The sequence below is a fragment of the Saccharothrix ecbatanensis genome, assembly GCF_014205015.1.
In the GTDB taxonomy this organism is placed as follows: Bacteria; Actinomycetota; Actinomycetes; order Mycobacteriales; family Pseudonocardiaceae; genus Actinosynnema; species Actinosynnema ecbatanense.
Genome location: NZ_JACHMO010000001.1, coordinates 7,662,008 through 7,675,108 on the forward strand (window position 1 = coordinate 7,662,008; position 13,101 = coordinate 7,675,108).

Sequence of the window (13,101 nt, forward strand, 5' to 3'; positions counted from 1 at the left end):
GGGACTTGCGCAGGCTTACCGCAAAGACGAGCCCAACTCCGCCAACACCCCGTCGGTGAAGGGCGGCCACGCCGTCACGGCCCACCTGGCGAACGGCCGATCGGTCAACACGACGCACGCAGCGCCCGCGTCCGGATCGACCCACAAGAACGTGCCGCTCTGCCCGAAATGCCCGAACGTCCGCGGTGAACTGGTCGCCCCCGTCCAGTGCGGCGACTTGGCCGCCCGGACCTCGAACCCCAGCCCCCAGTCATTGTTGTTCTGCAACCCGTACCCCGGCAGCACCCCGCGCAGCCCCGGGTACGCCACCGACGTCGCCTCCGCCACCAGCTCGGCCGACACCAGCTTCGGCGCCTGCACCTCGGCCGCGAACCGGACCAGGTCCGACACGGTCGACCACGCGCCCGCCCCGGCGTGGCCGTCCAACTTGGACGAACTCATGCCCAGCGGCCCGAACACCGCCTCCGCCAGGTACTCCGCGAACGGGATCTCGGTCGCCGTCTCCACGAAGTCCGCCAGCACCTGGAACCCGGTGTTGGAGTAGAGCCGCCTGGTGCCCGGTGCGGCCATCACATCGGCCGAGTCGAACGCCAACCCGGACGTGTGCGCGATCAGGTGCCGCACCGTCGACCCCTCGGGCCCGGCCGGCTGGTCCCACTCGACCGCGCCCTCCTCCACCGCCACCAGCACGGCGTAAGAGGTCAGCAGCTTCGTCACCGATGCCAGCGGGAACCGGCGTTCGACCGGCCCGTGCGTGCCCAACACCTCGCCCCGCGCGTCGACCACGGCCGTCGCCACGGTCTCGACCGGCCACGATGACACCGCCTGCAAGCTCTCCATGCCGCAGACTCTGCCATGTGTCACCACGTGAGCTGGTCGTGCTGGGCACCTCTAGCCAGGTGCCCACCCGCACCCGGAACCACAACGGCTACCTGCTGCGCTGGGACGCCGAAGGTTTCCTGTTCGACCCCGGCGACGGCACCCAGCGGCAGATGGTGCGTGCGGGCGTCGCGGCGCACGACGTCACCAGGCTGTTCGTCACGCACTTCCACGGCGACCACTGCCTCGGCGTCCCCGGCGTCGTGCAGCGCATGTCCCTCGACCGCGTCCCGCACACCGTGCACGCGCACTTCCCGGCCGAGGGGGCGGAGTACTTCGGGCGGCTTCGGCACGCCACCTCGTTCCACGACGTGGCCGACATCCGCGAGCACCCCGTCACCGAGCCCGGCGTGATCGCGGAGGGCGTGTTCGGCCGGCTCGAAGCCCGGCGACTTGACCACACGCTGCCCGCGTACGGCTACCGCCTGGTCGAACCCGACGGCCGCACGATGGTCCCCGAACTGCTGGCGGCGCGCGGCATCCACGGCCCGGCGATCCGTGAGCTGCGACCGCCGCTGTTGGACGAGGTGAGCGTGCCGCGGCGGGGCCAGCGGTTCGCGTTCGTGATGGACACCCGGCTGTGTGACGGGGTGTTCGAGCTGGCCGACGGCGCCGACATGCTGGTCATCGAGTCGACATATCTGCACGTCGACGAACCGCTCGCGGTGGAGTACGGCCACCTCACCGCGCGTCAGGCGGCGACGGTCGCGGCCGAGTGCGGTGTGCGCAAGCTCGTCCTCACCCACTTCTCGCAGCGCTACACCGATCCGCGCCTGTTCCACGACGAGGCCGCCGCGGTGTTCGACGGCGAGATCGTGGTGGCCGCCGACCTGGACCGCGTGCCACTACCCCGCCGGCGTTCGTGAACCACCGGAATTGTCGGACCCCATCGGTAGAGTTAATGCAAGGGTTCCCCTTGAAGGGGACCTGCGCGGAGCTAACGGTGCTAGCGGAGCTGTTCGGATCCGGTCGAGAGGTTCCGGGTCTCGGCGGCCCACTGGTCGCGGACCAGGGAGTCGAGGTCCGACGACTCCGGTCGCCAGCCCAACGCCCGCAACCGCGTCGTGTCCGCACGCTGTTCGCGCACCTCACCGGGGTGCGCCGGCCGCCGCACGACCGGCACCGGTCGGCCGGTCACCCGCTCCACCGCCGCCAGCACCTCGGCCACGCTCGCCGGCGTCGCACCGACGTTGAGCGCCGCATACCCCTCCCCACACCGCTCCACCGCCGTCACGAACGCCCGCGCCACGTCCCGCACGTGCACGAAGTCCCGCACCGCCGACCCGTCGCCGAACACCTCCATCGACGCCGCCCGCCCGGCCGCCACCCCGCACGCCTTGGTGATCACGCGCGTGTCGTCGCGGTCCCCACCACCGGCGACGTTGAACAACCGCAGCGCCACCGCGCCCACCCGCCCCGTCGCGGCGGCCCACGCCAGCACGTCCTCGGCGGCGGCTTTCGAGGCCGCATAAGGGTTGGCCGGCGCACGTGGGCAGTCCTCGCCGATCACCGGCACCCCGGCCGTCCCGTACACGCCGGCAGTGGACGCCAGCACGAACCGCGGCGGCGGCGACCGGAGCAAGTTCGGCGGCCGGAGCAAGTTCGGCGACCGGAGCAGGTTCAGCGACCGGAGCAGGTTCACCGTGCCGCCCACGTTCACGTCGTAGTACCGCACCGGGTCCTCGAACGACTCACGCACGCGGGCGACGGCCGCCAGGTGCACGACCGCGTCGACATCGCCGAAGTCCCCGACCCCGTCACGCGACCGGACATCACCCGTAAAGGGGATGGAGGTGTGACCGGCGGCCTTCAGCTCGGCCATGACCACTCGTCCGATGTAACCGGTGGCTCCGGTGACCAGCACGCGCATGGCGACATCCCAACACGGGGCCACCCGATCGACGGTCATCAACTGGGTGCAAATTGCCCCTAAAGGTGTGGACCGCTGGGGCCGATACAACCCAAGTGAGTTACCCCCATCCAGCCATGCACACGAGCATCGAGGGCGTTCTCGCTGAGTACGCCGTGCGCGAGGCCAAGAGGCAGCGGTTCCTGGAGACCGCGGCGGCCATCGTGGCCGCCGCGCCGCCGTCGGTCGACGACACGCTCTTCGGCCTCACGCTGCCGTTCCCCAAGGCCAAGGGGCCGCGTGCTTTCCTGAGCCGGGTTGACCAGGTACTTCGAGACGCCGCTCGATGATCTCGCGCGGCCGTCCCTGAACCCATCGGCAAACTTCATCCGGAAGTTGCCCGACCGTGCTAGGCCGATCCCATCGCCTGCCTCTACAGTGCGTGACACCCGGCGCTCGCCGGCTGTCTCGTCTGCTTCTCATAAAGCGAGTTCTCGGCGATGGATCATGTCCTCTCCGCGCTTCAAGCGCGCCTTGGCACCCTGTTCGGCGACCGGCTGGTCGTGCTCGCGGGCGGCACCCGGCTGAGTAATCGCGCCGGTGAGCTGCACCAGCTCGGCGCCCGCCACACACTCGTGCTGTCGACGGACGACCACGCGCCGTTGCACGATTCGGAAGTGGCCCGCTGGGTGCCGCTCGGCATCGCCGGCGGGTTCGTCGCGGTCGAGCAGAACCGGCTCACCCGGCTGCTGACATCGCCCAACCGCAAGGTGCGCGAGGTCCTGGAGGACTTCGACCCGCGCGGCGAGGCCGTGGTGATCAGCACCCCGTACGTGCACACCCCGGAGTTCGCGGGCCGGCCGGTGCTCAACGCCCGCCGCCCGGAGTGGGTCGAGCTGGAGAACAAGACCACCATCGACGGGCTGTGGGACGAGCTGTCCGCCCCGCGCGCGCCGGCCATCGTGCTCGACCTCGACTTCGAGGGCCTGTGGGCGGCGACCACGCGGCTCGACCGCGGCGCGGGCGTCGTCTGGTCCGGTGACGGCCCGGCGATCAACGGCGGCGCGAACTTCGTCCGCCGGGTGCGCGACCGGCAAGAGGCGCTGGACGCGTTCGAGGTGCTCGCGCCCAAGTGCGATTTCGTCCGGGTGATGCCGTTCCTGGAGGGCATCCCGGTGAGCGTGCACGGGATCGTGTTCCCGGACGGCACGGCGGTGCTGCGGCCGATCGAGATGGTCGTGCCGCGCCGCGCCGGTCAGGCCCGGTTCCTGTACGCGGGCTGCGCGTCGTACTACGACCCGCCCACGTGGATCCGCGAGGAGATGCGGAACCTGGCCCGCCGGGTCGGCGAACGGCTGCGCGAGACGGTCGACTACCGCGGCACGTTCACCCTCGACGGGATCGCCACCGCCGACGGCTTCCTACCCACCGAGATCAACACCCGGTACGGCGGCGCGATGGTGTGCTTCGAGGACGCCCTCCCGCAGCTGCCCTTGGCTCTGGTCCAGGTCGCCCTGGTCGCCGGGCACGACCTCGGCGTGTCGTCCATCGAGTTCGAGGAGCTGCTGGTCTCGGCGGCCGACGACTACCGGCACGGCTCGGTCGGCGCGAACGTGCGCGCGGTTCAGCCGAACGAGATCGTGGAACGTCCGATCGTGTTCACCGAATGGTCGTGCCGGTTCGCGCACCCCGAGGAGACGCCGCACGGGTCGCTGCGGCTGCGCCCGTCACCGCTCGGCGCGCGGCTCGAGCTGGACTTCTACGCCGACCAGCTGCCGTTCGGCCGCCCGGTGGTGGCGCTGACCGTGGCCGCGTTCGCCCTCGCCGACCAGGAGTGGGGCACCGCGCTGGGTCCGCTGGAGCCGGCCGTGCCCGTCGCCGACGAGCAGGCCGCCGCCGCGGCCGCGGAGCCCACCGCCGTCACCGCGTGATCGTCACGCCTTCCTGGTCGTCGCCGTACGCGGCCAGGAAGGCGTACCGGTAGCCCATGATCTGCAACGTCACCTCGGGCGGCTGGTTGGGCGGGTACGCCTTGTCCCGGTAGGCGCGCAGCAGTTCCGGGTGGCACTGAGCGGTGGCGCGCAGCAGCGCGGGCGTGACCTCGTCGTCGTCCACGAGGTGCAGCAGCACCCGTGCGGCCAACGCCAGCAGCCGAGGCGAGCGGTCCGCGGACGCGAGGGCGTCCGCGACGTCCACCACGTGCCGCGGCACGACCTCGGGCACCGCGATGGCCAACGCCATCGAGCACGCCACCTTCGCGCCCGCCAACGCCTCGAAGACCTTGTGCGCGCCCTTGGCGACCTCGTACCTGGTCTGCGTGATCCAGTCCGGTGGACGGCGCGGCAGTTCGCGCCCGAGCGCGTTCCACCGGCGCCGGGTGCGCTTGCCGCCGTCGGTGAAACCCGCGCCGGCCAGCGCCATCGCGGCCAACATGAAAATCACCCGATCGCGGCTGTCCGCGGGCACCCGGTAGCTCGCGCCCATCTCGATCAGGAACGGCACCGCCCACACGCTCGCCTCGGACACGGTGTCGTCCACCAGCAACCGGTCGGCCAGCGCCTGACAGGCGACCTCACGGGTCACGCGCTCGCCGTGCACGACCCTGCGCATCAGGTCGTCCACGCCGGCCCCGTGGGCCAGCACCGACCAGGGCATGTCCTCCAGTCCACGCAACGGGTCCGGCCGTTGCCACGCAGGTGGGAGATCCATGGCGGGCAACGTACGCGATTCCGGCCGTCGGTACCGGTGGGATCACTCGCCGGTGGGTCGCGTGACCGCCGTACGATCACGCGGTGCCCGGACCCCCCTTCACAGTCGTCGACCTGTTCTCCGGCGCCGGTGGCATGAGCATGGGCTTCCAGGCGCACCGGGACTTCACCATCGTGGGCGCGGCCGACGCGCAGATCGGCAAGCCGTCGTCCCGGCTGGGGTCGTTGCGCTGCAACGGGATCTACCGGGACAACATCGGCGTCGACCCGTTGCAGGTGGACCTGGGCCGGCTGGACCCGGCCGTGCTGCGGCAGGTGTGGGGTCTCCAGCGGGGCGAGCTGGACGTGCTCGTGGCGTGCCCGCCGTGCTCGGGCTTCACCCGGATCGCCCCCGCCAACCACCTCCGTGACGACCCGCGCAACTCCTTGGTGGGGCGGGTGGCGGCGTACGTGGCCGAGTTCCGGCCGCGGGTGCTGGTGCTGGAGAACGCGCGCGAGCTGGTCAAGGGCAAGCAGCGGCACCACCTCGAGGGGTTGGCCGAGCAGCTGCTGGAGATCGGGTACGAAGTGGACGCGAGCACGCACATGCTGTCGCGCTTCGGCCTGCCCCAGTTGCGTGAGCGGGCGATGGTGGTGGCGGTCGACGACGGCGTGCCGCTGCGCACGTTGGAGGACCTGTGGCAGGGCTGGGAGGTCCGGCCGGGCGCGGTGACGGTGCGGCGGGCGATCGGCAAGCTGCCGCGGGTGGCCGCGGGCGAGGCGCACGCGGACGACGAGATGCACGTGTCGCCGTCGTTCCGGCGTGATCGTTCGCTGGACCGGATGCGGGCCATCCCGGCCGACGGCGGGTCGTGGGGCGACCTGGTGGGGTCGGCGTCGGAGCTGCTGCTGAACCCGGCCCAGCGCAAGATCATCGAAGAGGGCAAGTGGGGGTCCCACCCGGACGTCTACGGCCGGATGTGGTGGGACGAGCCGGCGCGCACGATCAAGCGGGAGTGCGGGCACGTCGGCAACGGGCGTTACGCGCACCCCGAGCAGCACCGGTTGTGCACGGTGCGGGAGATGGCGTTGCTCCAGGGGTTCCCGCGCCGGTTCCGGTTCGACGTGTCGGTGATCGGCAACGCCTACCGGCACCTGGGCGATGCGGTGCCGCCGTTGATCTCGTACCAACTCGCCTCGCTGGTGAAGTGGATGCTGACCGGTCAGCCGCCGACCGCGCGTGACCTGTGCCTGCCGGGGACGTCGTTGCGGGTGGGCGACATCAGGCCGGTCACGCCGTCCGCGCTGGTCGCCTAGATCACCGTTTGGCAACGGTGTGGCGTCGAAAAGGGACTTGAGCTTATTACGTGTCTTTTGTGGACGTAGCCGCTGAAGTGCGGAAATCGAGTTGTCCACAGGTATGTGAAGTTCCGTTTCGTCCTAAGTCGAAACGGGTGCGGGCGGCGCTTCGCGGTCGGAATGGTCCGCTTTTCGACGTCCACAGTGGACGGTCGAGGGTAATCGCCGCTGCTCGCAGGTGGTGATACGGAAAGTACGACCCACTCACGATCCGGGGTCGCCCGATCGGATAGTGTTCCGCCGATTCTGTCGAATCGATGTCGGAACCCCACGCGGAGGCGTTCCATCGTCCGGCAGTCCGCCGCCTTGAACTACACCAAACGGGCTACCTCGCGAGCCTCAAGGAGACACATGGCAACCCGGTTGACTCCGAAGCGCATCGGGGCTGCGATTCTCGGCGCCTCGATCATCCTGCTGACTTCGGCGCTGCCCGCCGCCGCCGACGCCGTCGTGGTGAAGCCGCACCCCGGTGCGGACGTCAAGGGCATGGGGATCTTCCTCGAAGGCAAAGACAAAGAGATTCACACCGAGTTGATCGGTCTGAAGATCATCGAGAACGGCAAGGACCAGACCGCCACGGCGTACTGCGTCGAACTGCCGACGGCGCTCGAGGACAACACGCCGCTCGAAGAGGTGCCGTGGGACGAGCACCCGAACGCGGACACCGACTTCAAGGCGAACGCCAAGTTCGTCAACTGGATCCTGCACCACAGCTACCCCACCCTCGATGTCGAGGCCGCTCAGGACGCCTTCGAGCTGCCGACCATCAAGGAGAGCTCGCTGATCGCCGGCACCCAGGCCGCGATCTGGCACTACAGCGACGGCGCGAACCTCAACAAGGACAACCCCACCGTCGAGGGTGACGACGTGGACGCCGACGTGCTCGCCGTCTACAAGCACCTGACCGGTGAGAAGAACGTCGGCCTCGAGCAGGAGCCCGCGCCGACCCTGGACATCAAGCAGGAGCTGCTGGAAGGCACGGCCGGCGGCGCGCTGATCGGCCCGTTCGAGGTCGTCACGACCTCCGACAAGGGTCTGATCCTCACCGCCGAGGTGCCCGAGGGCGTCGCCTTCACCGACAAGGACGGCAACCCGCTCCAGGTCGCCGAGGCCGGTCAGCTGAGCGCGCAGGCCGCGACCCACGTCAGCGAGGTGTTCGTCAAGGTCGACGCGGGCACCGAGCCGGGCGAGGTCGAGTTCACCGTCTCGGCCACCGCCAAGCTGCACCACGGCCGGTTGTTCGTGGCGCAGGACAAGAACAAGGTGACGCAGTCGCTGGTGATCGCGAAGCCGGCCGACGTCGACGTCAAGGACAAGGCGAAGGTCAAGTGGGTCGAGGGTGTCGTCACGACCACCACGACCACGGTGCCGACGACCACCACGACCGAGACCACGACGACCACGACCGAGGCGCCGACGACGACCACCACCACTGAGGCTCCGGCCGCCGGTGGCGGTGACGACGACCTGGCCAACACCGGTGCGTCGATCTTCGTGCCGCTGCTGATCGGTCTCGGCCTGCTGGGCGCGGGCGCCGGGGCGCTGCTGATCCTGCGTCGCAAGCGCGCTGCCTGATAGAACTGCTGGACGGTGAACGGCCTCTCGGGACTCCCGGGGGGCCGTTCACCCTTGTGGGGGGTGTCGTTGTGGTCCGATCGCGAACGCCGCAGGTACGGTTTGCCGCTGGGGACGCGAGGTCGATTCGGGTAGCCTGCGTCAGGAGTGCGAAGGAGCACCAGTGAACTTCGACGAGATCAAGAACAAGGCGTCCGAGTTGCTCGAGCAGAACCACGAGAAGGTCGACGCGGGCGTCGACCAGGCCGCCGAGTTCATCGCGGGCAAGTTCGGCCACGAGGACCAGGTCAAATCGGTGGCCGAGAAGGCCAAGGACATCCTTCCGGGTGGAGAGTGAACTCGTTCAACACGGCTGAGCGGGTCAACCCCTCCGGGGAGACCCGTTCGCCCGCCGCGCAGATGGTGACCTGGCAGGGTTACGACGTCCCCAGGCTGGAGCAGGTGCGCTTCCTGCTCTCGGAGCGCAAGCTCCGCGCCTCGGGCCGTTTGGTGACCGCCGGTCCGGCCGAGCAGTTCAGCGGGTCGTTCGAGGTGTCGGTGGGTGAGACCGGTGCGGTCACCCGCCTGCTGCTGCGGACGTCCACGGTGTCGGAGGAGCGGCAGATCTCGGTCAGCCGTTCGTCGGAGGGCATCTGGCTGGTCGACGCCGGTCAGGGCGCCGAGCGCGCGGACTTCGACGGCGCGGTGGACGTGGACGTGCAGTTCGCCGTCCTGTTCAACGCCATCCCGATCCGCCGGCTCAACCTCCAGCAGGAGGAAGGCGACCACGAGATCCCGGTCGTCTACGTGACCCTGCCCGACCTGTCGGTGCAACTGGTCCGCCAGCGCTACCGCACGGTGTCCCTCGGCGAGGACCGCGCGGTGGTCTCCTTCACCCACGGCGAGTTCGAACAGGACATCACCGTCGACCGCACGGGCCTGGTCGTCGACTACCCCCGCATCGCCTACCGCATCTGATCCCCGGCGCCTGGGACATCTGATCATCACATCGGGCGAGCAATCGCTTGCGCGTCGCGAGAGCGCGCAACGATCGTTGGGTGAGCGCACACGTCTTCGTCGATGAGTCACATCGATCCAGCTACTTGGTGGTGGCTGCGTACATCCCGATCCGGCAGCTTGTGCCGATCCGTGCGGTCATGCGCGGCTTGTGCCTGTCAGGCGAGCGGCGGGTGCATTTCCAGGCCGAGAGCGACAATCGACGGCGGAAGATAGTGGCTCGGCTGGTGGAACACCCGCTTCGAGTTCGTGTCTACACCGGACGCGGCCCGAAGGATGCGACGCGCGCCGTGTTGCTCCGTGAACTCGTCGCGGAAGTGCTGGACGCGGGCGCCCAGAGGCTTGTGATCGAGTCACGCGGCCTCGCCCGCGATCGCGACGACCGCCGCGAGATCGTCGGAACGCTCCAGCGACTTCGCGCGCCCATCGATGCACTCGCATACGAGCACTTCCAACCCCACGAGGACCCGGCGCTGTGGATTCCCGACGCCGTGGCGTGGTGCTTCGGTGCGGGAGGAGACTGGCGTCGTCGGGTCGAACCGCTGGTCGAGAAGGTGATCGACTGCGGTGATCTCCACCGCACAAGCACCCGGACAGCGCGAAACCCGGGCGCCCGTCGTCCGGCGGGATCCTGCCCGGGTTCACTTCCTCGACCTAGCGGCCTCGGCTGAGTGCGAGCCTAGCAAGTCATGCCCGGCCGCGCTGTCGCTCGATCAGGCGATCCCGGCGATCCCGGCGACCTCAGACCCGAACGGCGATCGCCATCCCCTGACCGACCCCCACGCACGCCGCCGCCACGCCGAGACCGCCCCCACGGGCCCGCAAGTGCCGGCACAGGTCGATCACCACCCGGGGCAGGGAAGCGCCCAGCGGGTGGCCGTACGCGATCGCCCCACCGTGCACGTTGACCTTCTCCCGGTCCACCTCGGGCAGGTGGTGCAGCACGGACAGCGCCATCGCGGCGAACGCCTCGTTGATCTCCCACAGCGACACGTCCGCCGCGTCGATCTTCAACCTCGCCAGCAGCTTCCGGATCGCGGACACCGGGGCCAGCGTGAACCGCTGCGGCTCCTCGGCCGTCACGGCCGATCCGAGGAATTCACCCAACGGTGTGATGCCCAACGAGGACGCCATCTCCTCCGTCCCCATCAGCACCGCCGCCGCGCCGTCGTTCAACGGCGACGAGTTGCCCGCCGTCACCGGCCCGCTCTCCGAGAACGCCGACTTCAGCTTCCCCAACCGCTCCACCGACGTCTCCGGCCGCACGGACTCGTCCCGCCGCACCGGCGAGTCGTTCGACAGCTGCACCGGGAACGCGAACCCGTCGTGCACCCCCGCGTCCCACGCCGCCGACGCCCGCCGGTGCGACCGCAGTGCGAACACGTCCATCTGCTCCCGCGTGATCCCCAACGCCACCGCGACGTCCTCCGCCGCACGCCCCAGCGGCACCGTCCACTCGGCCTTCATCCGCGGGTTCACCAACCGCCAGCCCAGCGCCGTCGACACCGACTCCAACCGGTCGGCGAACGGCTTGTCCGGCCGCGGCACGACGAAGGGCGCGCGGGTCATCCCCTCGACACCACCGGCGACCAGCAGCGAAGCGTCCCCCAACGCCAACGCCCGCGCGGCCTGCACGATCGCCTCGCCACCCGAAGCGCACAGCCGGTTGATCGCCACCCCCGGCACCGACGTCGGCAGCCCGGCCAGCAGCGCCGCCATCCGCCCGATGTTCCGGTTCTCCTCGCCGGCCCCGTTCGTGTTCCCCAGCAGCACGTCGTCGATCAGCGCCGGGTCGATCGACGGGTGCCGCCGCAGCAGCTCCACGATCGGCAACGCGGCCAGGTCGTCCACCCGCACGCCGGACAACCCGCCGCGGTAACGGCCGAACGGGGTGCGGGCGGCGTCGAGGATGAGGGGGCGCGACATGCGTCCCATCTTGTCACCGGCCGACGAAGAACGGGATGTAAGCCGAGGTGGAACGGGTCTCACCGGACGTGCCGAACATCCGCACCTCGATCATGTGCGGCCCGAGCGACAGGTCCGAAGTGGTCAGCGCGAACCGGTACCGCCCCGCGATCCCCGGCCCACCGGACGCGGTCGGCACCATGGCCAGCCGCTCGTCGTCCACCCGCACGCTGAACCCGGCCAGCCCCGCCAACGCCTCACCCGGACGCCCCTCCAGCACGAGGTCGAACACCATCCGCCCGCGCTGCACCGCCGCACCCTCCGGCACCGTCCGCCCGCTCGCGTCGAGCACCGTGCCGCTCGCCCGCGCCAGCTCACGTTCCCGCCCGTTCAGCGGTTCCTTCTCCACCTTCGGCCGTTCACCGGAGAACGAGCCGGTCAACTCCAGGTCCACGTGCGTCGCCTGCACCCGCAGCCCGGTCACCAGCGTCACGGGCAGCTTCCCCGACGACGTGACCCGCAACGCCTCCACGGGCAGGTCCGCCACCATCGGGTACGCCGCCACCGGCCGCCACGGCGCACCAGGCAGCGCGGTCCGCAGCGGCACCGTCACCCCGGCCACCGACACGGCGAACGACGGCGCCTCCGGTGACGCGTCGGTGTGCAGCAGCGCCATCCGCAACTGCCCGCCCGTCACCCCCGGCAACGCCTTCAGCGGCTCGGTCGCCGGGGGTTCGACCGCCACCCCGACCTCGACCTCCGGCGCGGGCACCCACGCCGGAGCGGAAGCCGGAGCCGCGTCGAACGCGATCAGGCTGATCGCCGCACGCTGCCCGGTCGGCCCGGCGACGGACACCAGCGCCGTCGCCTCACGCCACGCCGGCACGGCCGTGCTGGTCGCCACCACGTCACCGTCGAACACGACTTGGGTGCCGTCACGCCGGAACACCAGTTCCCACCGGTGGCTGATCCCCGGCTCCATCGCGGGCAGCGCGCGCAGCACCGAGGTCGGCGTCCCGGCGGGCACGACCACCTGCGCGGACGTCGTCCCGGCACTCGTCGCCACCCGCAGCCGCACCGCGTCCGGCGGCAGCGCGTCACCGCTGACCAGCGACACCGGTCCGGGCACGAGGTCCAATATCAGCTCGCCGTCGCCGCCCGGCGCGTCGGTCTCCACCACGAACCGGCCCAGGTCGTCCGCGTCACGCAGCACGAACGGCGTCCGCGACCGCAACGTCGCCGGAGCCGCCGCGCAGTTGCTGCTCAGCACCAACCGCCGCCCGTCGTCCTCCTGCCCGGGAGTCGCCCGCGCGCAGTTCCCCCGCGACGCCAACCGCCACCGGGTCGGATCGGGCGCGTCGGGCTGGTCGAAGAGGTCCTCCAGCGCGTACTCGCCGGAACGCACCGCTTGCGTCGTGCCGGAGCCCGTCGCGGGTGCGGACCGCTGCCCGAACGCGTCCACGGCGGACACCTCGACCTTGTACCCCCGCTCTTCCTCCAAGCCGTCGATCTGGACCACCGGGCCCGTGATCAGCTTGCTCCGGTCGAGCTGGTCGGTGCCCCACTTGACCTCGTAACCGGGCGCGTCACCGGTCCACCGCAGCTGCAACCGCCGAGGTCCGGACGCCACGGTCAGCCCGCTCGGCTGCTCGGGCGGCGGGCCGGCCGTGGGCACCAGCACGCCTTCGGCCGCGTACGGCTCCAGGGACGTCGGCGGCGGCGCGGACAGGCTCGTCGCGGCGACCGGCTCACCGACACCGGTGGTCCGCAACACCGCGATCACCCCGGCGAACAGCACCAACCCCGCGGCGATGAGGGCGATCCGGCGACGGTCCATGGCGTCAAGCTAGG

The 13,101-nt window shown here is 70.5% G+C and carries 13 protein-coding genes; 8 read left to right on the forward strand and 5 right to left on the reverse strand.

From position 1 onward, the window contains the following. Positions 1 to 15 precede the first annotated feature (15 nt). Entirely contained in the window at positions 16 to 840 is an 825-nt protein-coding gene (locus F4560_RS33540) for a serine hydrolase domain-containing protein (protein WP_184926984.1), read from the reverse strand. Positions 841 to 857: 17 nt separating this feature from the next. Between F4560_RS33540 and F4560_RS33545 the strand changes: the two genes are divergently transcribed. Next, positions 858 to 1,745 (forward strand): ribonuclease Z, encoded by an 888-nt coding sequence (locus F4560_RS33545; RefSeq protein ID WP_184926986.1) that lies wholly within the window; start codon positions 858 to 860, stop codon positions 1,743 to 1,745. Between the two features lie 80 nt (positions 1,746 to 1,825). On the opposite strand, the gene F4560_RS33550 is transcribed toward F4560_RS33545, so the two are convergent. Further along, positions 1,826 to 2,749 carry an NAD-dependent epimerase/dehydratase family protein gene (locus F4560_RS33550; protein ID WP_184926987.1) on the reverse strand — a complete coding sequence of 308 codons (924 nt, stop codon included), beginning with the start codon at positions 2,747 to 2,749 and terminating at the stop codon, positions 1,826 to 1,828. A 116-nt stretch (positions 2,750 to 2,865) separates the two neighbouring features. Between F4560_RS33550 and F4560_RS33555 the strand changes: the two genes are divergently transcribed. Then, a complete protein-coding gene (locus F4560_RS33555) occupies positions 2,866 to 3,078 on the forward strand; it encodes a hypothetical protein (protein ID WP_184926988.1) in 213 nt (70 codons plus the stop codon). Between the two features lie 150 nt (positions 3,079 to 3,228). Further along, positions 3,229 to 4,659 (forward strand): ATP-grasp domain-containing protein, encoded by a 1,431-nt coding sequence (locus F4560_RS33560; protein WP_184926989.1) that lies wholly within the window; start codon positions 3,229 to 3,231, stop codon positions 4,657 to 4,659. Here the strand turns inward: F4560_RS33560 and F4560_RS33565 are convergent. Beyond that, complete coding sequence (locus F4560_RS33565) at positions 4,649 to 5,437, reverse strand: hypothetical protein (RefSeq protein ID WP_184926990.1); 789 nt, start codon at positions 5,435 to 5,437, stop codon at positions 4,649 to 4,651. The genes F4560_RS33560 and F4560_RS33565 overlap by 11 nt on opposite strands. A gap of 83 nt (positions 5,438 to 5,520) precedes the next feature. Here F4560_RS33565 and F4560_RS33570 point away from each other — a divergent pair, with 83 nt between their 5' ends. The 5 genes from F4560_RS33570 to F4560_RS33590 all read left to right on the forward strand — a co-directional run bounded on the left by F4560_RS33570 (position 5,521) and on the right by F4560_RS33590 (position 10,016). After that, complete coding sequence (locus F4560_RS33570) at positions 5,521 to 6,732, forward strand: DNA cytosine methyltransferase (RefSeq protein ID WP_184926991.1); 1,212 nt, start codon at positions 5,521 to 5,523, stop codon at positions 6,730 to 6,732. A 393-nt stretch (positions 6,733 to 7,125) separates the two neighbouring features. Continuing rightward, positions 7,126 to 8,349 carry a thioester domain-containing protein gene (locus tag F4560_RS33575; protein ID WP_184926992.1) on the forward strand — a complete coding sequence of 408 codons (1,224 nt, stop codon included), beginning with the start codon at positions 7,126 to 7,128 and terminating at the stop codon, positions 8,347 to 8,349. Positions 8,350 to 8,512: 163 nt separating this feature from the next. Beyond that, the gene (locus F4560_RS33580; protein ID WP_184926993.1) at positions 8,513 to 8,686 is read left to right on the forward strand and encodes an antitoxin; all 174 of its coding nucleotides are present in this window, start codon (positions 8,513 to 8,515) and stop codon (positions 8,684 to 8,686) included. Next, positions 8,683 to 9,306 carry a putative glycolipid-binding domain-containing protein gene (locus F4560_RS33585; protein ID WP_184926994.1) on the forward strand — a complete coding sequence of 208 codons (624 nt, stop codon included), beginning with the start codon at positions 8,683 to 8,685 and terminating at the stop codon, positions 9,304 to 9,306. Before F4560_RS33580 ends, F4560_RS33585 begins: the two co-directional genes overlap by 4 nt. Positions 9,307 to 9,386: 80 nt before the next feature. Beyond that, positions 9,387 to 10,016 (forward strand): hypothetical protein, encoded by a 630-nt coding sequence (locus F4560_RS33590; protein ID WP_184926996.1) that lies wholly within the window; start codon positions 9,387 to 9,389, stop codon positions 10,014 to 10,016. A 70-nt stretch (positions 10,017 to 10,086) separates the two neighbouring features. On the opposite strand, the gene F4560_RS33595 is transcribed toward F4560_RS33590, so the two are convergent. Beyond that, complete coding sequence (locus F4560_RS33595; RefSeq protein ID WP_184926998.1) at positions 10,087 to 11,271, reverse strand: thiolase family protein; 1,185 nt, start codon at positions 11,269 to 11,271, stop codon at positions 10,087 to 10,089. A 13-nt stretch (positions 11,272 to 11,284) separates the two neighbouring features. Further along, positions 11,285 to 13,087, reverse strand: coding sequence for a hypothetical protein (locus tag F4560_RS33600; protein WP_184927000.1), 1,803 nt, complete (start codon positions 13,085 to 13,087; stop codon positions 11,285 to 11,287). Positions 13,088 to 13,101: the final 14 nt, after the last annotated feature.

What these genes read in the sequence shown, in the direction of transcription:
- F4560_RS33540 (WP_184926984.1), bottom strand. Translation starts at nt 840, where the DNA reads ATGGAGAGCTTGCAGGCGGTGTCATCGTGGCCGGTCGAGACCGTGGCG.
- F4560_RS33550 (WP_184926987.1), bottom strand. Translation starts at nt 2,749, where the DNA reads ATGCGCGTGCTGGTCACCGGAGCCACCGGTTACATCGGACGAGTGGTC.
- F4560_RS33555 (WP_184926988.1), top strand. Translation starts at nt 2,866, where the DNA reads ATGCACACGAGCATCGAGGGCGTTCTCGCTGAGTACGCCGTGCGCGAG.
- F4560_RS33560 (WP_184926989.1), top strand. Translation starts at nt 3,229, where the DNA reads ATGGATCATGTCCTCTCCGCGCTTCAAGCGCGCCTTGGCACCCTGTTC.
- F4560_RS33565 (WP_184926990.1), bottom strand. Translation starts at nt 5,437, where the DNA reads ATGGATCTCCCACCTGCGTGGCAACGGCCGGACCCGTTGCGTGGACTG.
- F4560_RS33575 (WP_184926992.1), top strand. Translation starts at nt 7,126, where the DNA reads ATGGCAACCCGGTTGACTCCGAAGCGCATCGGGGCTGCGATTCTCGGC.
- F4560_RS33595 (WP_184926998.1), bottom strand. Translation starts at nt 11,271, where the DNA reads ATGTCGCGCCCCCTCATCCTCGACGCCGCCCGCACCCCGTTCGGCCGT.
- F4560_RS33600 (WP_184927000.1), bottom strand. Translation starts at nt 13,087, where the DNA reads ATGGACCGTCGCCGGATCGCCCTCATCGCCGCGGGGTTGGTGCTGTTC.